This window comes from Mycobacterium sp. EPa45 (genome assembly GCF_001021385.1).
Classification (GTDB): Bacteria; Actinomycetota; Actinomycetes; order Mycobacteriales; family Mycobacteriaceae; genus Mycobacterium.
Window position 1 is genome coordinate 3,591,376 of sequence record NZ_CP011773.1, and the last position, 21,718, is coordinate 3,613,093.

The following is a 21,718-nucleotide window of genomic DNA, read 5'->3' on the forward strand; positions in this document are numbered from 1 at the left end:
CCGGGAGGTTTCGCCCATGCTGCGCCCACGCCGTTTCGAGCACGAGGTCGATCCGGGCCCGGTGCAGATCCAGGCTCGCAAGGTCGCCTTCAACGTCTCCGAAGCCCCGTTGCACTGGATTCCCGGCCACCCGGTCGCCTCGCATGTGGTGGGATTGCTCAACGTTGTCCTTCCGGTCGCCGAGCGCTGGTTCGTCGACACGTACAACGAGGCGTTGCCACTGGTGAAGGATCCCCGGCTCGCCGAGGACATGCGGGGGTTCATCGGTCAGGAGGCCACCCACGCCGACACCCACGAGCAGGTGCTGCAGGAGTTGATGGTGGCCCGCGGCGTGGATCCCGAGCCGATTCTGCGCCAGCTCGACTACGTCTTCGGCCAGGTGCTCTCACCCAGCCCCTCGTCTGATCCCCGAAAGCGGCTGAATCATCTGTGTGACCGGCTGTGGCTGATCGCGGCGATCGAGCACTACACCGCGGTGCTCGGCGACTTCGCACTGAACTGCGCCTGGGACGACTACGGCGCAGATCCCACACTGGTCGACGTGTTCCGCTGGCATGGCAGTGAAGAGGTCGAGCACCGCAATGTCGCACACGATGTCGCCGTCTACTTCCACGACAGCTATCTGGACCGGGTCCGGTCGATGGGCATGGCCGTAACCCTGATCGCCGGGTTCTTCAACCGCGGCTCGTGGTACCTGTGTCGCACCGACCCGACTCTGGACATGAGCTGGTGGCAGATGCAGCGGCTCCGGGCCAGAGATTCCAAGCTGGGTCTGCTACCCAAGTACCGCACGCTGTTCGGTACCACCACACTGACCTATTTCCGGCCGAACTATTCCCCCGAGGACGTCGGGTCCACCGCGCAAGCGGTGGCCTACCTGGCGAGCTCGCGCGCCGCGCGCGCCGCGCACCTGTGAGAGTGCGGCTGCGGTCCGCGCCGCCGAGTGCATCGGGTCGCACCCGTCACGATGTGCTGCTGCGCCTCACCGATGTGTCGATCACGGCGCTGTGGGCCATCAGCGGCGCGGTACGCCGCCCGGCGGTCCCCGCGAACCGTGATCGCACGCTCACGCTGCAGGTCGTCGACCGCCAGGTCGTCGCGCGTGACCAGAACGTCGTTGCGCTGACGCTGGCGGCCCCGGACCGGCGCCCACTGCCGGGCTGGCATCCCGGCGCGCACCTGGACATCCATCTGCCCAGCGGGCGGATCCGGCAGTACTCGCTGTGCGGGGATCCCGCGTTGATCACCAGCTATCGGATTGCGGTGCGCCGCATCCCCGACGGTGGTGGCGGCTCGATCGAGGTGCACGACGGCCTGGGGGTCGGGGCGACGGTGACCAGCGGCGGCCCGCGCAATGCCTTCCCACTGACCGTCCCCGGCTACGGTTCGCCCACGCAGCGGCTGCGGTTCGTCGCCGGCGGGATCGGCATCACGCCGATCCTGCCCATGCTGGGCCTGGCCGAGCGCCTGGGTGTCGACTGGTCGATGATCTACGCCGGCCGCAGCGAAGACTCCATCCCGTTCCTCGACGAGGTACGCAGATTCGGCGAGCGCGTGCAGGTCCGCACCGATGATGTCCACGGGCTACCAACCGCCGCAGACCTTTTGGGTGATTGCCCGGACGGAACGACCGTCTACACATGTGGACCCGCGCCGATGCTGACCGCGATCCGCACCGCCCTGGCCGGCCGCGACGATGTCGAATTGCACTTCGAGCGGTTCGCCGCCGCCCCGGTGGTCGACGGCACGACGTTCACTGCGGTCATTGCCTCCACCGGCGCCACCGTGTCGGTACATCGCCACGAGACCCTGTTGTCCGCCCTGCAGCGGGAACAGGTAGCCACCCCGTACTCCTGCCGGCAGGGATTCTGCGGCACCTGCCGCACTCGGGTGCTCGATGGTGTTGTGCAGCACCGGGATACGCTGCTCACCGAACCGGAGCGCGCTGACGGAATGATGCTTACCTGCGTGTCGCGCGCGCCCGAAGGCGGCCATCTGAGACTGGATCTGTAGTCAGTCGGCCTTGAGCATCGGGATACCCTCGCTCGTGGCGAACTTCGCGTCTTCCTGACTGGCGAGACCCATCGAGACCAGCGTGCGCGGGAAGATGAGATCGGTGAAGTACGCCAGCCCGACAGCCCAGCGGTTGACGGCTCGTGGAATCGCGTACAGGTGGTAGGCGCGGGTGACGGCCTTCGCCGGCAGACCGGAGACCTGGATGTTGAGCGGGTTGGCTACGGCCTTACCCGGCCCGAGGTCGACGACCAGGCCCATGTTGCGGTGCTTGTAGTCCTTGGGCGTGCCGAACCCCAGGCTGGCAGCGACATTGCGCGCCAAGGCTTTCCCTTGCCGCACGGCATGCTGGGCGGTGGGTGGCGTAATCGTGCCCGGTTGGGTCAGGTCGGGCACGGCGGCGGCGTCACCTGCGGAGAAGACGTCGGGATGGCCGGGAACCCGCAGGTCCGCGCCGACCTTCAACCTGCCCTTCTCGGTCGGCAGGCCCAGCGTCTCGATCAGCGGCGCGGCGGTCACACCCGTCACCCACGCCACCGTTCGGGTATCGAGCCGTGAATCATCGCTGAGCACAACATGATCGGCGTGCACTTCCTTCAGCGTCAGGCCCAGCCGCACGTCGACGCCGCGGTCGTGCAGTACCTTCATGGCGGCCTTGCCGAGTTTCTCCCCCACCTCGGGCATCACCTGTTCGGCGAGGTCCATCAGGACGAAGCGCACAGAGTTGGGGTCGAATGCCATCTGGCGTGCGGCGGCGTCGGCGAGAGCACGCAGCTGGACCACCAGCTCGGTGCCCGAATACGAAGCACCCACCACCACGATCGTGCGCCGGCCGGTGGCCACCGCGGGGTCATCGTCGAGGCTGGCCAGTTCCAGCTGCTCGAGGAAGTGGTCGCGCAGGTACAGCGCCTCGGCGATCGATTTGAGCCCGCGGGCGTAGGTGGCCAGGCCGGGAATGTCGAACAGCCGCGTCACCGAACCTGGGGTGAGCACCAGCCGATCCCAGGCCAACTCCCGGGTGCGGCCCTCGGGGTCGGTGTATCCCAGCGTGTGCCTCGTCAGATCGGCGTTCTCCACCCGGCCTCGGATAACCCGGACTCCGGGCAGCGTGCCGGCCAGGGGAATCGAAACGAACCGGGCGTCGACCAGTCCGCCGGCCACGTCGGGCAGCAGCGGCGTGTAGAGCATGTAGTCGATCGGCGAGATGAGGGTGATCTGCACGTCGGCGTCATGTCGGCGAAGTCGCCGCTGAAGTCGGCGCGCACACTCGAACCCGGTGAAGCCGCTGCCCACCACCACCACGGAGGTCATCGGGTCATTTATACCCGAGGGGCCGGATCACAAACGTACGCAAAGACTCTTGCGCCCCGCCGTGCCGACCGAGCAGGATGGATACCCCTATGTCGCGTTCGCTGGGTCTGCTGTCCTCGGTGTGGTCAACGGCGACCGCTCTCCCGGTGAGTTCCGGGGCCGCGGTGGCGTACCGAACCGTGTTCATGACCATCAAGCGGCTCGTCCTGGGCCGGACCATGACGGTGCGGCTCGACGGCGGCGACATCACGTTGACCGTCACCGAATTCGATTCGCGTCTCGACGTCCGCGGACTGGCTGTCGGCCAGTTGAACGATGTGCGGATAGCCGCAACCGATATTCATTGGGGCACACACTTTTTCGAGGCCGCCACGGTAGTGCTGCACAATGTTCACCTGAAGCCTGGCGTACCGCCGGTGCTGGTGGCGGCGCCGGTGGAGGTGACCATGGCGGTCTCCACGCACGCGCTCGACGCGGTGTTCTCCGACGCGCTGCCGCGTCTGTCGGGGCACGTCGGTGACGACGGTATCGCCCGGTTGCGCTGGGCCCGCCGTCCGGGGCTGGGAAGTATAGAGGTCGATGTGGCCTTGGACGGTTCCACGTTGTGGCTGAGGCCGCGGGCGCTGCGAACCCGGCGGCGCCGGTGGGCGTTGCCGCCTCGGCTGCCGGCCTATCCGGTGCGAGTGCCGGAACTCGCCAGCGGTCTGACCCTGACGAGTCTGTCGTTGGGGCCCGGATCCCTACACCTGACCGGTGGCTTGCCGGAGTGGCGCGCCGAGGTGCCCGGGACGCGCGTCGACGATGTCCTGGCCCAGCTGAGCGTCGTCGGACGGCCATTGAATTTCACCGGGTGGCCCCGCCGCGCCTAGCTGCCGGCGTTCGTAGCATCGGATGGCGACCGACGTCACGAGGGCCAGCATCCAGCCGAGCAGCAGGTCGATGACGTAATGCTCGGCCGAGTACACCAGGGCGAACGCCATGATGACCACATAGCCGGCGAGTAGCGGCTGCCACCGGCGGCCCACCCGGCCCCACAGGAACGCCGCGATCATCGCCGACAGTCCGGCATGCAGCGACGGAATGGCCGCCACCAGGTTGACGCTGGCCTGACCCTCGTCGAGCAGCGCCCGCGCCACGTCCAGGTGCAGCATTCCAAAGCCCCGGCTCGAGATCCGTTCGACGAAATCCCCTGCGCCCGCGTGCCGGGTGGTCACGGGCCCCAGCAAGCCGCCGTCGGGGAGCGGCACCGGGCGGAACATGCATGCCGGCGCCGACGGCCCGCCTGCCACATCGGCGGGGTCGCAGCGCGCCGCTGCCCAGGGCGGCGCGGCGGGCAGCACGGCGTAGATCCCCAGTGCCGTGAACGACAACACCACGAAGCGCCGTACGAACGCCTTCCACTCGGCCCGGTCGCGCAGCCACAGCACGGCGGCTACGACGTACGGAAGGATGAAGAACGACATATAGACCGTGCTGATGACCACCTCCCACCACGGCGGTGACGGCATCTTGAGGTGTTCCTGCAGCCAGACGGTGGGTATCGCGCCGAACATGCGGCGGTCCAGATCGGGCTGCCACGTCCACTGTGTGGGCGCGCCGATCAGGTCCGCCGCTCCCCTGCTCAAGTCGTAGACGATCAACACCAGGGCGAACGGCAGCCAGTCCCGCACGATCACCAGCAGGCGGCGCCTGCCGATGCCGGCGGCCAGCAAACCGGTGCATACGTAGAGCAGGACGAGTTCGCGGTTGAACGCCAAACCGCTTGTGGCGGTCCATATTACGATCGTCGCGGCCCAGACTCCGATTGCGGTGCGACGTAAAAGCATGAGCCGGTCGGTCCGACCATCCGGATCGTCCTGCGGCGCATGCGGCTCGACGTCGATCGCGGTCATCGCAGCCCACTCAACCGGTTCATCGCAACGGATTACCCGCTTTAGGCAAGATTGCGTTCAGCCCACCTTTGGAAGCGGTTAACCCGGTTGCAGTGGGCCGACCGGCATCGTGGTGGTGGCATGGGCCAGCGTTCGGCCGGACGGCATCTCCTCAGTCCCACGCCGAGGCGACGGCCTCGGCGACGTCGATCACCTTGGCGTCCTGCGACGCCGGGCTGTCGATCTCATCGGCGACGTAGGCCGCGACGAACCGGCGGATCTCGGTGTCCACGCCGGCCACGATGCGCAGGATCTCGCCGCGCACCGATTTCGAGGTCACGTGCACGGCGATGTCGGACGGCCGCGGCTTGGCGACATCGATGACCAGTATGAGCGGTTCGGCGGCCCGCGCAGTCGCTCGCAGCGCGATGTCACCGTCGACGGTGAATCGTTGCTTGTCCACCCGCAGGTCGACGATCAGCTCGATCAGCAGTGGGATGCGGACGTTGAAGGTGATGGTGTCGCCGACGCTGCGCCGGGCGACCGGCTGCTGGATCTTCACCTTGGCGGTGACCTTGGCCAGGCCGCCCGGCCCCTGAGCCATCGGGCCCATCTCGAACTCGCCGCCGGCGATCTCGGCGAACGCGGCAGCCACTCGCTCCTCGGTCACCGCTATTTCGAAGAACCGGCGACCGAATTCCTCGTAGGTGACGAAGTTGTGGGTGTGCATAGAGGTCTACGTTCTCACGTCTGATGTCGACACCAGAGCGCGGACCGGTAACAAATCGGTCGTGTCAGGCCGGGGGCCAGACCAGGCGCAGCCCGGCGTCGTCGGCCGGTTCGCCGGCGGCGACGCCGAAGGCGTCCAACGCGGCGACCACCGATTCGCGTTCGTCGGCGCTCATTGCGCGCAGCACTCGGGTGATCGAACGACGGCGATGGCGGTTCATCTTGCGAACCAATTGCCTGCCGTCGGTAGTGAGCGACAGGGAGATGTTGCGCCGGTCGGCCGCCGAGTCCTGACGGTCCAGGAAGCCTGCCTTGATCAGCCGATCACAGATCCGGCTGGCGTTGGACGGACTGATCTCCAGTGCGGCGGCGACCGACGCAAGATTCAGCGGCCCGCGGGTATCGATCATCACCAGCACTCGCAGCTGGGGAACCGTGACGACCTCGGAAACCTCGGCTATCGAGGCGGCCGCGATACCCACCAGCGCGCGGGAGGCCCGCAGGACCGCATCGATGTCGTCGGCCGACGGCCCCTCATCTGCCTCAGGCACAGCTTGCCTCCTCACCCCTGGCATTGTGCCAGCAGCGCGCCGGGAATCCGGTCCTCACCCGTATCGGAACGCGGTCCGGCCATTTCGGGCAGCGCAGGTGGTCGACCGCCAGTTCGCCGAATCCTAGTGCCGTGCAGGGAAGTCGACGGATCCTTGGCGTGAGCAGCCGTCAGTCGTTTCCGCGGGGTGGCGGCTGGACGGCCACACCGCCCGATTCGTGCTCTGGGCCGGCATCCGGATGCTCGGCGGGCACCCGCTCGCGGAAACGATGCGCCTCACTGGGTCCCGTCGGCGACGAGGCGCCGGCGCCGCGATACGGCCCGGGCTTGGGGCGTGGCTTGCCGCCGGGGAACGACAGCCGAATGATGGTGCGCTGTACCGACAACCACTGTTTGGAGAACGGTCCCGAGTTGTACGGCAACTGGTAGCGCTCGCAAATGTCCTTGATCTTCGGGGCGATCTCGGAATAGCGGCTGCTCGGCATGTCGGGGTACAGGTGATGCTCCACCTGGTAGCCGAGATTGCCGCTGATGAGATGGAACAGCGGGCTTCCTTCGATGTTGGCCGCGCCGACCAATTGCCGCACGTACCAGCCCCCGCGGGTCTCGTCGGCAACGTCATCTTCACTGAACGTGTATGTCTGATCGGGGAAATGCCCACAGAAGATGATGGCGTTCGACCACACGTTACGGATCACGTTGGCCAGCGCGTCGGCACCCAGGGTGCGCAGGAACGTGCTCTCCACCCCGGGCAGTACCCGGTCGAGGAAGGTCGCCGCCGAACTCCCGCGGCCGCCGGACAGCTGACGGAGCCGACGGCCGATGCGCGAATGCGCCGGTTGTTCGAGCCGGCCGCGCAGAGCGAGCTGGGTCAGCGCGAACGCCCCCGCGCTGATGGTCGGCCAGCCCACGTAGTCCTTGACGATCTGCGCGCGCGCCTTGCCGGTGATGCCTTTCAACTCGGAGCGAACTTCAGACCACGGCTTCTCGCCGCGCTGCGCGGCACGAAAATCGATGTCGTGCACGGCGACTCCCCACTCGAAGAGCATCATCAGCAAGAAGTTGAACAGCGGCTGCGCCAGCCATACCGGGTGCCATGGCTGATTGGGGTCGATGCGCATGATCTCGTAACCGAGATCGCGGTCCTTTCCGCGGATGTTTGTATAGGTGTGATGGATGTAGTTGTGTGAGTGCTTCCAGGCTTTCGCGGTGGACGCGGTGTCCCAGTCCCACACCGAGGAGTGGACGTCGGGGTCGTTCATCCAATCCCACTGGCCGTGCAGGATGTTGTGCCCCAGTTCCATGTTCTCCAGGATCTTCGCCATGCTCAGGCACGCCGTGCCGAGCACCCAGGCAGTCTTCGACCGCGAGGCGAGCAGTAACACCCGGCCGACGACGATGATTTGGCGTTGCGCGGTGATCACGGACTTGATGTAACGGCGATCGCGATCACCGAGTTCGGCAAAGACCTCATCGTGGATGGCGTCGAACTCCTTGGCGAGCTTTTCGAGCTCTCGATCGGTCAGGTGCGCAAACGGGCTACCGACGGTGGTGGTCATGATTTTCCTTCCGATCACAATTCGAGTTCCACGTCGCCCTCGGCGGTATGGATGCAGATCCGCACGTCCTGGTCGGTCGGCTCGGTGACCTCACCTGAGCGCAGGTCGCGCACCTTGCCTGACTTCACCGTGCCCACGCAGGTGTGGCAGATCCCGATGCGGCAGCCGAACGCCAGGTTGATTCCGGCTTGTTCGCCGGCCTCCAAAATCGGTGTGCCACTGCCGCAATCGACAGTGACGTCGCTGTCGCGGAACGTCACCTTCCCGCCCTTGCCGTCGCCGGGATTGCCACCGATCTTGGGCTGGAACCGTTCGTAATGCAGCCGCTCGGGTTCGCCGTTGTCCTGCCAGAACTCGATGAGCCCGTCGAGTAGCTCGCCGGGACCCGAGCAGAACGCTTCTCGTTCGCGCCAGTCCGGGCACACCTGGTCCAGTTCGCCGGGTGAGAATCTGCCGCGTTCGGATGTGAGCCGAACATCGAGCCGCACGCCGTCGTGCCGGCGCTCCAGGTCTTCCAACACCGACAGGAACATCACGTGTTCGCGGTGCCGGTCGGAGTGCAGCACCACCACATCGTGAAGCTCGTCGCGGTGGTCGAGGCTGCGGAGCATGCTGATGATGGGAGTGATGCCACTGCCCGCACTGATGAACAGCATCTTGGCCGGCAGTGGTTCGGGCAGTGTGAACACGCCTTCGATGTCACCGAGCCGCACCACCTCGCCCGGCTGAATCTTGTGCACGAGGTACGGCGATACGACGCCACTGTCGACCTTCTTGGGCGTGACGCTGATCAGACCGTCTTCCGGCTGCGAATCGGAGGTCAGCGAATACGCCCGCCAGTGATAGCGCCCGTCGATGACCAGACCCAGGCGCACATATTGACCGGGCTTGTGGCCCGGCCATTCGTAGCTGGGCCGAATCAAGACGCTTGCCGCTTCGGAACCCTGCGGTTCGACGCGTTCCACGCGGCCCCGCAACTCTCTGGTGGTCCATAGCGGATTCACCATCTCCAGATAGTCGTCCGGGCGCAACGGGCTGAACAGATGTCGCACCGCCCGCAGGAACAGTCGGCGCCCCCGGGGAACCGGTGGCTGCGCACCTCGTTCAGCCATGTCGTCGTCCCTCCCACGGCCTGGTGTGATGGGCACCACAGGCAGCTCTCCCGGCCTGTGTTGCCCCGATGCCGAGATGTGAAACCGCTCAGCCGTCTTTCACAGGTACGTCGCGGTAATCCTTCGATCCGACTGCGGTGCACATCCCCACCGAACGCTGAGTTAATTGCCGTACGGCAACTGTTTCAGCCGATCAAGCTTTGCGGCCCGATGTCGGGGAACTCCCGAATGCCGAATTGCTCGCTCAGGACTCGGGCGGCGGCGTGCATGCCGCACATCCCGTGTACCCCGGGCCCCGGTGGCGTGGCCCCCGAGCACAGGTACACGTTGCCCAACGGCGTGCGGTAAGGGTTCCACCGCGGGACCGGCCGCGCCAGAATGCGGTACATCGACACGGTGCCCACCGCGATGTCGCCGCCGACGTAGTTGGGGTTGTGCCCAGCCATCGCGGCGGCCGGGATGCAGCGTGAACCGATCACGACATCGCGGAAACCGGGCGCGAACCGTTCGATGTGTGCGGTCACCACCTCGGTCATGTCGTGGGTCGAACTGTTCGGCACGTGGGCGTACGTCCACAGCGGCCGCGTTCCGCCGGGCCCGAGCCGGCTGGAATCCACCACGGTGGGCTGGCTGGCCAGCGTCATCGGGGTCGCACTGTGCCGACCTGCCGCGGTGTCCTTCTCCGCCTGCTTCATCTCCTCGCGACTGCCACCGATGTGCAGGGTGCCCGCCTCAGCCAGCCGCGGGTCTGTCCACGGCACCGGGTCCGACAGTGCGAAGTCGACTTTGGCCACCCCGTTTCCGGGGGTGAACCGGCCGAGCGCTGATCGATAGCTCTCGGGCAGGCGTGAACCGAACACCTGCGTCAGGGTCCACGGCGACGTGTCGAACAGGTACGCCCGCGCCGGCGGCAGCTGGGCGGAGTCGGTGACCTGGCAATCGGTGACGACCTCGACGCCCCGCGCGGCCAGATCAGTCAGCAGTGCCCGGGTGATCGACTGGCTGCCGCCAGTGGGTATCGGCCACCCGTGGCTGTGCGCCAACGTTCCGAGTAGCAGCGCCGTTGCCGCACCGGCCAGCGACGGGATCTCGACATTGGCGTGGGCGGAAACGCCGGTGAGCAGCGCACCGGCGCGCGGCGCCCTGGTCAGCCGATCCCACAGCGGGGTGCCCAACTCCAACGCCCGCGCCGCCAGCCCCGCCGTCCCGGCCAGCCCCGACGGCCGCACCGCACTGGCCGGCAGGCTGCGGACGTCGGAAAGCCCGAGATCGCGCACTGCAGCCCAGCCCTCGACGAGCGGGGCCATCACCCGCCGATAGGTCCGGCCTTCCTGGGCGCCGTCCTCGGCCAACTCGCCGACCGTGCGGTTGAGATCTTGATAGGCCACCGCGGCTCGGCCGCCGAGCAGCGGTTGGGCGAACGCGATCGACGGGTGCCGCAATTCGACGCCGCGCGAAGGCAGATCGAACCGTTCGAAGAACGGCGAAGCCACCGCCATCGGATGCACGGCCGAGCACACGTCATGCAGCAGCGGCACCCCGAGGTCCAACTGCTCGGTGCGGCAACCACCGCCGGGGGTCGACTCGGATTCCAGTACCTGCACCGACAAGCCCGCGGCGGCGGCAATGACGGCGGCCGCGAGTCCGTTCGGCCCGGACCCGACGACCACCACGTCCACGGCTGCGCTCACCGTCGTCAGGTACCACCGCCCGGACCCTGCTAACCGTCGCCGGGCGGGCTGTTCGCCGGGACTACCTCAACGCTTCGCGATGGCGTGCCAGACCAGGTCGGCGATGGCGGCACAGTAGTGCTCGGCGATCGGCTCCCGGGTGTATAGCGCGCGCACGTTGATCGGGGCGAGGACGAGCTGCATCGCGGCGATCGTGTCGACGCCCTCTCGCAGCTCGCCGCGCGCGGCGGCGCGATCGAAAACCGCGCGGATACTGGCGAATCGTCTCATCCAAAACGCCATCCGGGTGTCGTCGGCAAAGGCGGCGCGGTCGTCGACGACCATCGCTCGCAGAAGGCTGCGGCCGACGGTGTCGTTGACCTGCTCGGCCACCACCGTGGCCAAGGCCTGCAGATCGGTGCGCAGAGATCCGGTGTCCGGGGCGGTGAGGACGTCGTTACTCCAGTACAGCAGCGCCTCGAGGGCGAGCCGGCTGCCGTCTCCCCAATACTTCGCGACCAGTGATGGCTCGATCTTGTGCCGCGAACACATCGTCGGAATGTCGAACCGCTCCAGACCCCACCGGGTCAGCTCGTCGTAGGCGGCCGTCATCACCGTTTGCCGGACGTCGTCGGGGATGCCGGCATCGGTGTTCTGCGGGTCACTTCCGATCGGTCGACCTCCCATCCCTCCCGGTTGAGCTTATCCCCTCGATTTGCCGCCAAACGACGAATGCGCGGGTAGATGTCGTTATCGTGCTGTTGACTTTGATTGCAGGAGAGAAACATTGCCCACCGATGAGCAGATAGCGAACACATCGCCCCTTCGCCGGGTCATCGTCGGAGCGTCGATCGGAAACGCCGTGGAGTGGTACGACTTCGCGATCTACGGCTTCCTCGCCACCATCATCTCGGTCAAGTTCTTTCCGCCCGGCAATGAAACAGCCGCGCTGTTGAACACGTTCGCGATCTTCGCCGCCGCCTTCTTCATGCGGCCGCTGGGTGGGTTCTTCTTCGGTCCGCTGGGTGATCGCATCGGCCGCCAGCGGGTGCTGGCCCTGGTGATCCTGTTGATGTCCGGCTCGACACTATTGATCGGCTTGTTGCCCACTTACGCTTCCGTCGGCGTGGCGTCCCCGTTCCTGCTGCTGCTGTTGCGCTGCCTGCAGGGCTTCTCCTCCGGCGGCGAATATGGCGGCGGCGCATGCTATCTCGCTGAATTTTCGACCGATCGCCGGCGTGGACTCGTGGTCGGGTTCCTGGTCTGGTCTGCCGTGTTGGGCTTTCTGGTGGGCTCGGTGACGGTGACTCTGCTAACGACGCTGCTTCCCACCGGTGCGATGGAGAGCTACGGGTGGCGGATACCGTTCCTGCTGGCCGGCCCGCTCGGCCTCGTCGGTCTCTACATCCGGCTGCGCCTCCAGGACACCCCCGCGTTCGCCGAACTGTCGGCGGCCGACGAGGTCGCCGCATCTCCGCTGCGGGAGGCCGTCACCACGGCATGGGCGCCGATCCTGCAGGTCATCGGGCTCATGATCATCCACAACGTCGCCTTCTACGTCGTGTTCACCTATCTGCCAACCTATTTCATCAAGACCCTGCACTTCTCCAAGACGGCGTCGTTCGTCTCGATCACCACGGCGAGCGTCGTCGCGCTGGTCCTCATCCTGCCTCTGGCGGCGTTATCCGACCGGATCGGACGGCGTCCGTTGCTGATCGCCGGTGCGGTCGGCTTCGTGGTGCTGTCCTATCCGGCCTTCTTGATGCTGAATTCAGGATCGCTGCCCTACGCCGTCGGAGCCCACTGCCTGTTGGCCGCCATCGAGGCGGTGTTCGTCTCGGTATCGCTGGCGGTCGCCGCCGAGTTGTTCGCCACCCGCTTGCGCTACAGCGGACTGTCGATCGGCTACAACGTCTCGGTCGCCGTCTTCGGCGGCACCACGCCCTACGTTGTCACCCTGCTGGCTGCTCGCACCGGTAACTCCTACGCCGCAGCGATTTACGTGATCATCGCCTCGGTGGTGTCGCTGGCGACGGTACTGACGCTGCGCGAGACCGCGGGCAAACCGCTGCAGACGCTGGGAGTCACAACTCCAGCAGCAGTGTGACCGGGCCGTCGTTGACCAACTCGACCTGCATGTCAGCGCCGAACACCCCGGTTTCGACGTGGGCGCCCAATTCCCGCAGCGCACCGGCGAACACCGTGACGAGCGGTTCGGCCACCGCGCCCGGCGCCGCGGCGTTCCAGCTCGGCCTGCGGCCCTTCACAGTGTTGGCATACAGCGTGAACTGACTGATCACCAGGATCGGCGCGCCGACGTCGGCGGCCGACCGCTCATCGTCGAGAATCCGCAACTGCCAGAGCTTTTCAGCCATCCGGCGAGCAACGGCGTCGGTGTCGGAATGGGTGACGCCGACCAGAGCCAGCAGACCCTGCCCGGACGGCCGGATTGCGCCGACCACGTCGCCAGTCACCGATACCGACGCCGAGGTGACCCGCTGCACCAGCACTCGCATAGGTGCCGATGCTAATGCGTGGTGTCCGCGCTACTCCCCCGTGCCGGCCGGCGCATAGCCCAGAATGGCCTTCGATTCAAGGAACTCGTCGAGGCCCTCTTCGCCCCATTCGCGGCCGTTACCGCTCTGCTTGTAACCGCCGAACGGCGCGGTGATGTCGAATGCGTGATTGATGGTCACCGTGCCGGCCCGGATCCGGCGGGCCAGGCCGCGGGCCTGATCCAGGTCGGCTCCCGAAACGTAGCCGTAGAGCCCGTAGTCGGTGTCGTTGCCGATCTCGATCGCCTGATCCAGGTCGTCGTAACCGAGGATGCACACCACCGGCCCGAAGATCTCCTCGCGGGCGATCGTCATGTCGTTGTTGACGTCGGCGAACACCGTCGGGCGCACGTAGTACCCGGTGTCCAACCCCTCGGGGCGGCCGGGGCCGCCGGCGACCACCGTCGCGCCCTCCTCGATACCCTTCTGGATCAGGCCCTGGACCTTCTCGAACTGCACCTTCGAGGCCACCGGTCCGATCGCCGAATTATCAGACAAGTCACCGACTTTGACGCCTTCGGCGGTCGCGCGGGCCACCGTGACCGCCTCGTCGAGCCGCGAGTTCGGCACGAGCATGCGCGACGGTGCGTTGCAGCTCTGCCCGGAGTTCACCATCATCACCGAAACGCCGGCCGCGACGCTCTGCGCGAAGGCCTCGTCGTCGAGCACGATGTTCGGGCTCTTGCCGCCGAGTTCCTGGGCCACCCGCTTGACCGTCGGCGCGGCGTTGCGCGCGACCTCGATGCCCGCCCGCGTGGATCCGGTGAACGACACCATGTCGATGCCGGGATGGCTTGACAGCGCAGCGCCGACGCCCGGCCCGTCACCGAAGACCATGTTGTAGACCCCGGCAGGCAATCCCGCCGCGTCCATGACCTCGGTGAAGATCTGCCCGCTGAACGGCGCGACCTCCGAGGGCTTGAGCACCATGGTGCAGCCGGCGGCCAGCGCCGGGAACACCTTGCAGGCGATCTGGTTGATCGGCCAGTTCCACGGTGTGATCAGCCCACAGACACCGATCGGTTCCTTGGCCACCAGGGTGGCGCCCTTCTGCTCCTCAAAGGAGTAGTTCTTCAGCACATCGATGGCGGTGGACAGCTGAAGCATGCCCATCATCACCTGCGAGCCGCCGGCCAGTGCCGGCGGTGCGCCCATCTCCTCGTGCACCGCGTCGGCGAGGTCGCCGGTCCGCTTCTGGTACTCCGCCAGCACCGCCTCCAACACGTCGAGGCGTTCCTCGCGCGTGGACTGCGACCAGGTGTTGAACGCTTTACGGGCGGCCTTGACCGCTTTGTCCACATCGGCCTCGGAGCCGATGGCGATCTTGCCGCCGACCTGCTCGAGCGTCGGGTTGTCGACGTCGAGGGTCCTCAGCTCGACCGGATCAACCCATTGGCCATCGATGTAGAACTTCAGATATTCGCGCATGGCTATCATCCTCCTAAATCCTTGCCCGCCCGTGGTCGTTATTGGGTGCCTTCGGCGTACCAGGTCCGGAATCGGTCGTACTTGGGCATCTCCTCGGAGTTGGCCTTCGGGTCGATGCACACGTGCACCACGCCGACTTTGCCACTCGCGTAGGCGCGAGCGATCGCCGGCCCGATCTCCTCTTCCTTTTCGACATACTCGCCGTGGCAGCCGAAGCCCTCGGCGATCTTGTCCATCCGGACGTCCTTGCTCCAGTGCACGCCGGGCTGTGGCGACGGCTGCTCGAAGGTGCGCTTGTAGACACCCACTTCGAGACCCCATTGGTGGTCCACGCCGACCACGCACACCAGCGGCAGGTTCTGCCGCGCCGCGGTCTCCAGTTCGGCGATGTGGAACAGGAACGCCGAGTCACTGGTCAGCAACATGACCGGGCGCTTGCCGCCCTCTGCGACCGAGGCGCCCACGGCGTACGGCAGACCCGTGCCGAGGTGTCCGAAGTTCTGGTTCCAGATCACATCGCGGGGTTTGGTCTGCGAGTACGTCCATTGGAAGATCACGGTCGCACCGCCGTCGCGCACCATGATGCCGTCGTCGGTGTACTCGTCGAATGCCTTGGTGGCCTCGACGACGTAGCGAGCCGGGTGGATCGGCGAGCGTCCGGACGGTGCCTCCTCGGCCACCCGGGCAAGCTCGGCGGCGTCCGCCTTCACCAGCGCATCGAGATTGTCCGACGGCGCACGCGGGTTGTCTCGCAGCGCCTCGACCAGCTGCGGCACCACGCCGCGAAGGTCACCGACCAGCGCCACGTCGACCGGCCGGTTGACGCCGATCGCGGTCGGATCCTGCTCGACCATCACCCACTTGCGATTCGCATTGTTGGCGGCCCAGTGCTGAGTCTTGCCGTAGTGCATGGGCTCGCCGAGCTCGGTTCCCAACGCCACACAGAGGTCGGATTCCTCGACGGCCTCGTTGGCAGCCGGAGAGAACAGATACGGGAAGGTGCGGTCCTGCAGCCCGGGGATGAACGACGTGCCGCCCGAGGTCTGGATCACCGGGCAGGCCATCAGTTCGGCGAGTTCCCTGACCTCCTGCTGGGTGCGGGAGGTGTGCACGCCGTGGCCGACCAGCAGCACCGGGCTCTTGGCCGCACGGATCAGCTTCACCGCCTCGGCCACCTCGCGGCTCCCGGCGCCCTGGTTGACCAGCCGGTAGGCCGACGGCGGCGGCGCGGCATCGACGTCGAGTTCTTCCAGGATCACGTGCGACGGGAACTCGACGTAGGTCGGGCCCGGGGTTCCGGACATGGCCCGGCGGATGGCTTCGTGGATGATCTCGTCGGTCTGGTCCGCGTACTCGATGGAGCTGCTGTATTTCACCGACGCGGCGAAAAGTGGCTCCTGCTGGACGAATTGGATGCGACCGCGCCGGACCCGCCGCTCGGTGACCCGGGCCCGCTGGCCGCCCAGGAAGATGACCGGTGAGTTCTCGACAAGCGCGCACTGGATGGCACCGGCGATATTGGCCATGCCAGGGCCGAGCGTGCCGATGCACAGGCCAGGCTTGCCGGTCATCCGGGAGGCCGCCTCGGCCATGAAGCCGGCACTCAGCTCGTGGTGCGGCGCCACGACCGACCAGCCGCGAGCATCGGCCTCGGTGAACATGTGCACGAAGTTCGGGTCGGGGATTCCGAACAATGTGTTCACACCCTCGGCCTCGAACAGGTCGAGAATGCGTTTGTAAACCGGTACACCCATGCGAAACTCCTTGATTCCGTTATGAATAGCGTTGAGCGAGTTGTTGACGATGCGCGGCCGGAGACCCGAACAGCGAACGGTTCAGTGCGGCGCGCTTGAGGTAGACGTGGATGCCGCTCTCCCACGTGTAGCCGATACCGCCATGCAGTTGCATGGCCTTGCCCGCGATGTCGACGCCGGTGCCGCAGGCGTACGACTTCGCCATCGCGGCTGCGACGGCGGCATCGGGCCGGTCCTCGGCGACGGCGTGCACGGCAGCATCCACCAGTTGCCGGGACACCGCGAGCGCCACGTACATGTCGGCGCAGGCGTGCTTGACGGCCTGGAACGAGCCGATCGGCCGGTCGAACTGCTGGCGCACCTTCACGTAGGCGACCGTCGCGGCGAGCATGGCTTCGGCAACGCCGAGGCTGTCACAGGCTACGGCGACGGCGGACCGTTCGTGCAGCCGGCGCACGGCTGACTGGGGTTCGTCGGCGAAAGCCATTGGTTCCGAGAGCTGTTCGACGGCCACGCGGGCCAGCCGTCGCGTTTCGTCGAGCACCGGCTGACCGGTGACGGTCACGGTCGCTCGGTGGACCGCACCGTCGGCGACCACGAGGACCGTGTCGGCGCCTTCGGCGTCGGGCACGAAGTCGAACGGCTCGAACGCGACGGCCACCCGGGTGGCGCCGGAAGCGATATCGGCGAGCAATTCGTCCCGAAGATCGCTGGGCTGCAGGCTGTTCAGCACTCCGGCGGCCAGCACGGCACCGCCGAGGAAGCTGGTGGCGCTGGCCGCGCGGCCCATCTCTTCGCAGATGACGGCGGCCTCGGCGAACGTCGCACCTGCGCCGCCGAGGTGCTCGGGCACTTCCAAACCGGTCCAGCCCGCGTCCGCGATAACCGCCCAGTCGACGGCGCGTTCCTTCGCGAGCAGGTCACCGGCCACGGACCGCAGCTCGGCATGAAATTCGGAATAGTCGGCCATCACGCCCTGCCTGATTCTCGCGGTCTCACAAGGCCCCGCTCGGACTGGGTTCGCGCGGCAACCCGAGGCCGCGCTCGGCGATGATGGTGCGCTGTATCTCGCTCGCGCCACCGGGAATGGTCCACTCCCAGGAACCGATGAAGTCCAGCATCCACGACCCGGACTCCCAGCCGCTGGAAGCGGGCTTGGTGAGCGCGGTGTGGGCGGCCAGGCCGCCGGTCTCGGCGCCGAAATCGGTCATCCGCTGCAGCAGTTCGCTGTAGAACAACTTCACCACTGAGGCGTCCGCGGCTCCGACACCTCCGTTGTCATGGCCAAGCACCAGGTCCCGGCACAACCCGCGCAGCCCGGCGATCTCGATCTCGAACTGCGCCAGCCGGTCGGCGACCAGGGCATCCTCGATCGGCTGGCACGCCTGCACCAGCCAGCGGAAGCCCGCGTTGCCGAGTCGCTCGGCCAACTCCAGCATCGTCATTCCGCGCTCGGCGCCCAAGGTCGCTTGCGCAACCTGCCAGCCTTCGTTCTCGGCGCCGATCAGGTTGGCCGCCGGGATCACCACATCGTCGAGGAAGATTTCGCAGAAGTGTGATTCGCCGACGGCGTTGCGGATCGGCCGAACATCGATACCCGGCGTGGTCATGTCCAGCAGGAAGTAGGAGATCCCTCGCCGTTTCGGGGCATCGGGATCGGTGCGGGCCAGCAACAGACACCAGTCGGCGTGCATTCCCCCACTGGCCCAGATCTTTTGACCGTTCACCACGTAGGTGTCGTCGACACGCCGGGCGGTGGTGCGAAGGCTCGCCAGATCGGAACCCGCTTCGGGCTCGGAAAAGCCCTGCACCCAGATCTCGCCGGCCAGGATCGCAGGCAGATGACGCTGGCGCTGTTCCTCGGTGCCCGCGACCAGCAAGGTGGATGCGGCGTGGTGGATGCCGACGAAGGCAAGGACCAGTCGCGGGGCGTCATGCGCGGCGAGTTCGGAGTACAGCGCGATCTGCTGATCCACCGGCATGCCGCCACCCCACTGCGCCGGCCAGTGCGGCACCGCGTAACCGGCGGCGTGCAGTTCGGCGAGCCACGCCTTCTGAAAGGCGACGAATTCGGCGTCGGAGGCGCCGGTTTGAGTGGTCCGCCAATCGCTCGGCACATGGGCCTCACACCACGCCCGGACGTCCGCCCGGAAGTCGTCCAGGCACGTCATGACGTGGCCCGCAGCCGGTCCATCGCGTGGGCCACCGCGACACCGTCCTCGAACGACGGAGCGATCTGGGTGCCGGCCCGTACCGCCTCGACGACCTTGCCGAGGAACGACGACAACGCAGGAGGCGGCGAACGCCGTGGCGCAGGTGGAAATTCGAACGTCTGCGGATCCTCGCCGGGCCGATACACCGCGAGTGTCGTGTCAGCGGTCAGTTCAATGGAGCCCGCACTGCCGAGCAGCGTCGCGCGCGGCACGAGGGGAACCGCCCCGGCGAAGCCGGTGTCGTGCGCGGCGGTGCAGCCGTTGGTCATCGTGAACCATGCCGAGTACGCATCCTCGGCCGTTGCCCCGGGCGGCGACCCCTCGATACGCGTCACTCCGCCGCACTCGGCCACCTCGCTGTTGAACAACCACCGGGTGAAGTCGATCAGGTGAGAGCCGTAGGCGCCGATCCAGCCGCCGCCGCGCTCGCGGTCGTTGATCCAGCCGTAGTCACGGCCACGCATTCCGCTCCCGTAGAACGTCCAGTTCAAATGCACTGGTGTACCGATCGTTCCGTCGTCGGCCAGCTGCTTGAGCCTCGCCCACGCCTCGTTGAAGCGAAACTCGAAGTTCAGGAAGTGCAGCACCCCGGCTTCCCGCGCGCGGTCACGCATCGCCTCGGCCTCGGCGGCGTTGCGGCCGAACGGCTTGTCGCACAACACCGGGTGCCCGCGATCGATCGCGGCGTTCACATGATCGACGTGCAGGAACGGCGGCGAGTGGACCGAGACCAAATCAACGTCCGAGGCGATCGCCTTCTGCACGGCGGTGACATCACGTGGGCTGATCACCTCGACGTCGAGGCCGAGACTGGAGTACACCGGCGCGGCGGCGTGCTTTCCGAAGCCGGTGCCGATCACCACGACCTTCATGCGAAGAGTCCTTTCAGTCCGGCCGCGCCGACCCGGCGAGTCAGCAGATCCCGCGTCGCGGACACGCCCGAGGGCAGCCGCCGCAGCGGCTGGCTGTACCGCGAGAGCCACGACAGAGTCGTCTCGTCGCAGAACCCGACCGCGCCGTGCAACTGATGGCACACCCGGAAGACGACCTCCGCGGCTTCGATCGCCGACATTCTCAGGGCGAGAGCATCATTGAGCGCCTCGGCGTCGCCGGTCCCGATGCTCCAGAGCGTGTACTTGGCGAGAATGTCCAATCCGCTGCGCTCGACCTCGGCCTCGGTGAGCTGGAACTGCACGCTCTGGAATGCCGACAACGTCTGACCGAACTGCTTGCGCAGGCTCACGTGTGCAACGGTCAGCTCGATCGCACGATCCAACATCCCGAGCAACGTCCAACACTGCAGCGTCAACGCCAGGGCGACGTCCCCCGCGCCGTTGTCGTCGATCGCCGACAGCTCAAGCTCGGTGACGAAGGCCGGGCCGCTCGCCTCCTGGCCGATCACCTGGCTACGTACACCAGCCAGCGTCACGGCAGCCCAGCGGGATCCGAGGCCGGCCACAGCGGCCGACGGCCGGACATCGGCCACGACCAACAGGCCGTCGACGTCGAGGTCGGTGGGGGCGGCCAGACGCTCGGCCACCGGGTAGGGCACCGCCCAGTAGCCCGCGCTGCGACAAAGGGCCGCGGCGGCTTCCAGCCCGTCGGCATCGTTGCGCGGGTCGAGTTCCCAGGCGCCCAGACCCGCGAGGATCGGGCCGACGAGGGACTCCCGGATGGCTGGTTTGGCCTCCGCATGCTGCACGAGCTGGTCACCGCCCGCGGCCTCGAAAGCCCGAAGTGCCGCAAGCCCGAACTCTCTGGCGTCCTCGCTGAGGTCCAGCACCATCCCGGTCATTTCGCCGCCAGCAGGGAACGCGAGAGCAAGATGCGCTGCATCTCGATGCTGCCGGACGACACCGTCGAGGCCTGCGAGTACTTCCAATGGTCGTCGACCTCCGCGAGGAACCATCCCGCGCGCGGATCGTCGTGTGACACTTCGGTTGCGATATCCATCAGCACCTCTGCGCTGTCCTGATCCAGCTTGGTGACCGCGATACGGTACGCGGCGGCGTCGCCGGGGCGGACTCGCCCGCTGCTCTGGAGCTCCACGATGCGATAGGCCATCAGACGCGCACGGCGGCAGTGCGTCAGCATCCGCACCCACCTACCGCGCAGCTCAGCGGGTACGTCGTCCCAGCGGTCGCCGAGCACCGCCGGCGCGGCCGCAAGCAGCCGTTCGCACCGCGCATAACGCGCGATTCCGACCCGTTCGAAGGAGGTCACCTCCTGCACGATCGACCAGCCCTCATCGACCGTGCCGAGCACGTCCGCCTCGGTGACCCGCAGATCGTCGAAGAACACCTCGTTGAGATGATGCGGGCCCAACATGGCGCGGATCGGGCGGACCTGAATCGCGGGATCGTCCATCGGCACCAGGAAGATCGTCAGGCCCTGCTGCTTCTTCTCACCCTTCGTCGTCCGCGCGAGCAAGAAGCACCACTGCGCCATCGTCGCGTAGGACGTCCAAATCTTCTGACCGCTCACCAACCAGCTGTCGCCGTCCCGGCGCGCCGTGGTGCGCAAGGACGCCAGGTCGCTTCCCGCCTCGGGCTCGGAAAAGCCCTGACACCAAATCACTTCACCACGGGCGATGGCCGGGAGATGCTTGCGCTGCTGGTCTTCGGTGCCGTGCCGCATGATGATGGGCCCGACCCAGTTCACCCCCATGTACTGGGCGCCGCGCGGCTCATGGTGCGCCCACATCTCCTCGCGGACCACGGTCTGCTCCCACACCGAGACGCCGCGACCGCCGAACTCCGCCGGCCAGGCCGGGCAGAGCAACTCGTGCTCGGCCAGCGTCCGGCAAAAGCTTTGTGCCACATCCAGATCTGCGGGGTCATCGGTGAAGGCCCCGAGAAAGTCTTCGGGGACATGTTCTTTCACCAAACCCCGCAGCTGCGAGCGCAAATCCGCCGCGGACGCACCCATATCAAAGCTCAGGCCCATGCGCCGC

The 21,718-nt window shown here is 66.9% G+C and carries 19 protein-coding genes and 1 pseudogene; 4 read left to right on the forward strand and 16 right to left on the reverse strand.

All coding sequences use genetic code 11. The annotated features are described in order from the left end of the window. Positions 1-16: 16 nt before the first annotated feature. The gene (locus AB431_RS17240) at positions 17-916 is read left to right on the forward strand and encodes a metal-dependent hydrolase (RefSeq protein WP_047330960.1); all 900 of its coding nucleotides are present in this window, start codon (positions 17-19) and stop codon (positions 914-916) included. Then, complete coding sequence (locus AB431_RS17245) at positions 913-2,013, forward strand: PDR/VanB family oxidoreductase (RefSeq protein ID WP_047330961.1); 1,101 nt, start codon at positions 913-915, stop codon at positions 2,011-2,013. The genes AB431_RS17240 and AB431_RS17245 overlap by 4 nt, the downstream gene beginning before the upstream one ends. On the opposite strand, the gene AB431_RS17250 is transcribed toward AB431_RS17245, so the two are convergent. After that, positions 2,014-3,324: an NAD(P)/FAD-dependent oxidoreductase gene (locus AB431_RS17250; protein WP_047330962.1), complete on the reverse strand. Its 1,311-nt coding sequence runs from the start codon at positions 3,322-3,324 to the stop codon at positions 2,014-2,016. Between the two features lie 89 nt (positions 3,325-3,413). On the opposite strand from AB431_RS17250, the gene AB431_RS17255 reads away from it, so the two are divergent. Then, positions 3,414-4,193, forward strand: a complete 780-nt coding sequence (locus AB431_RS17255) for a hypothetical protein (RefSeq protein WP_047330963.1) — start codon at positions 3,414-3,416, stop codon at positions 4,191-4,193. Here AB431_RS17255 and AB431_RS17260 read toward each other — a convergent pair. The 7 genes and pseudogenes from AB431_RS17260 to AB431_RS17290 all read right to left on the reverse strand — a co-directional run. Continuing rightward, positions 4,179-5,216 (reverse strand): annotated as a pseudogene (locus tag AB431_RS17260) (phosphatase PAP2 family protein); the annotation flags it as partial. The gene AB431_RS17255 and the pseudogene AB431_RS17260 sit on opposite strands and share 15 nt — an antisense overlap. Positions 5,217-5,367: 151 nt before the next feature. Continuing rightward, positions 5,368-5,925, reverse strand: a complete 558-nt coding sequence (locus AB431_RS17265) for a hypothetical protein (protein WP_047330964.1) — start codon at positions 5,923-5,925, stop codon at positions 5,368-5,370. A gap of 64 nt (positions 5,926-5,989) precedes the next feature. Then, on the reverse strand, positions 5,990-6,475 hold the full coding sequence (locus AB431_RS17270; RefSeq protein ID WP_369802914.1) for a MarR family winged helix-turn-helix transcriptional regulator: 486 nt from the start codon (positions 6,473-6,475) through the stop codon (positions 5,990-5,992). 169 nt (positions 6,476-6,644) lie between these two features. Next, positions 6,645-8,033, reverse strand: coding sequence for an acyl-CoA desaturase (locus AB431_RS17275; RefSeq protein WP_047330966.1), 1,389 nt, complete (start codon positions 8,031-8,033; stop codon positions 6,645-6,647). 14 nt (positions 8,034-8,047) lie between these two features. Beyond that, the gene (locus tag AB431_RS17280) at positions 8,048-9,145 is read right to left on the reverse strand and encodes a ferredoxin reductase (protein WP_047330967.1); all 1,098 of its coding nucleotides are present in this window, start codon (positions 9,143-9,145) and stop codon (positions 8,048-8,050) included. Between the two features lie 185 nt (positions 9,146-9,330). Further along, positions 9,331-10,824, reverse strand: a complete 1,494-nt coding sequence (locus AB431_RS17285; protein ID WP_200902775.1) for an NAD(P)/FAD-dependent oxidoreductase — start codon at positions 10,822-10,824, stop codon at positions 9,331-9,333. A gap of 78 nt (positions 10,825-10,902) precedes the next feature. Next, entirely contained in the window at positions 10,903-11,502 is a 600-nt protein-coding gene (locus tag AB431_RS17290) for a TetR-like C-terminal domain-containing protein (RefSeq protein WP_235435701.1), read from the reverse strand. 100 nt (positions 11,503-11,602) lie between these two features. On the opposite strand from AB431_RS17290, the gene AB431_RS17295 reads away from it, so the two are divergent. Beyond that, positions 11,603-12,922, forward strand: coding sequence for an MFS transporter (locus AB431_RS17295; protein ID WP_047330969.1), 1,320 nt, complete (start codon positions 11,603-11,605; stop codon positions 12,920-12,922). Here the strand turns inward: AB431_RS17295 and dtd are convergent. Genes dtd through AB431_RS17335 form a run of 8 tightly spaced genes read right to left on the reverse strand, consistent with a single transcriptional unit; the run spans position 12,900 to position 21,711 of the window. After that, positions 12,900-13,331: a D-aminoacyl-tRNA deacylase gene (gene dtd, locus AB431_RS17300; protein ID WP_047330970.1), complete on the reverse strand. Its 432-nt coding sequence runs from the start codon at positions 13,329-13,331 to the stop codon at positions 12,900-12,902. The two genes, AB431_RS17295 and dtd, sit on opposite strands and share 23 nt — an antisense overlap. Before the next feature lie 30 nt (positions 13,332-13,361). Then, positions 13,362-14,798: an aldehyde dehydrogenase family protein gene (locus AB431_RS17305; RefSeq protein WP_047330971.1), complete on the reverse strand. Its 1,437-nt coding sequence runs from the start codon at positions 14,796-14,798 to the stop codon at positions 13,362-13,364. A 38-nt stretch (positions 14,799-14,836) separates the two neighbouring features. Next, complete coding sequence (locus AB431_RS17310) at positions 14,837-16,552, reverse strand: thiamine pyrophosphate-binding protein (RefSeq protein ID WP_047330972.1); 1,716 nt, start codon at positions 16,550-16,552, stop codon at positions 14,837-14,839. A 19-nt stretch (positions 16,553-16,571) separates the two neighbouring features. After that, complete coding sequence (locus AB431_RS17315) at positions 16,572-17,522, reverse strand: acyl-CoA dehydrogenase family protein (RefSeq protein ID WP_047330973.1); 951 nt, start codon at positions 17,520-17,522, stop codon at positions 16,572-16,574. Positions 17,523-17,547: 25 nt separating this feature from the next. Continuing rightward, positions 17,548-18,723, reverse strand: coding sequence for an acyl-CoA dehydrogenase family protein (locus AB431_RS17320; RefSeq protein ID WP_047330974.1), 1,176 nt, complete (start codon positions 18,721-18,723; stop codon positions 17,548-17,550). After that, positions 18,720-19,637, reverse strand: coding sequence for a Gfo/Idh/MocA family protein (locus tag AB431_RS17325; protein WP_047330975.1), 918 nt, complete (start codon positions 19,635-19,637; stop codon positions 18,720-18,722). The genes AB431_RS17320 and AB431_RS17325 overlap by 4 nt, the downstream gene beginning before the upstream one ends. Continuing rightward, complete coding sequence (locus tag AB431_RS17330) at positions 19,634-20,551, reverse strand: acyl-CoA dehydrogenase family protein (RefSeq protein WP_047333523.1); 918 nt, start codon at positions 20,549-20,551, stop codon at positions 19,634-19,636. The genes AB431_RS17325 and AB431_RS17330 overlap by 4 nt, the downstream gene beginning before the upstream one ends. 5 nt (positions 20,552-20,556) lie before the next feature. Beyond that, the gene (locus tag AB431_RS17335; RefSeq protein WP_047330976.1) at positions 20,557-21,711 is read right to left on the reverse strand and encodes an acyl-CoA dehydrogenase family protein; all 1,155 of its coding nucleotides are present in this window, start codon (positions 21,709-21,711) and stop codon (positions 20,557-20,559) included. Positions 21,712-21,718: the final 7 nt, after the last annotated feature.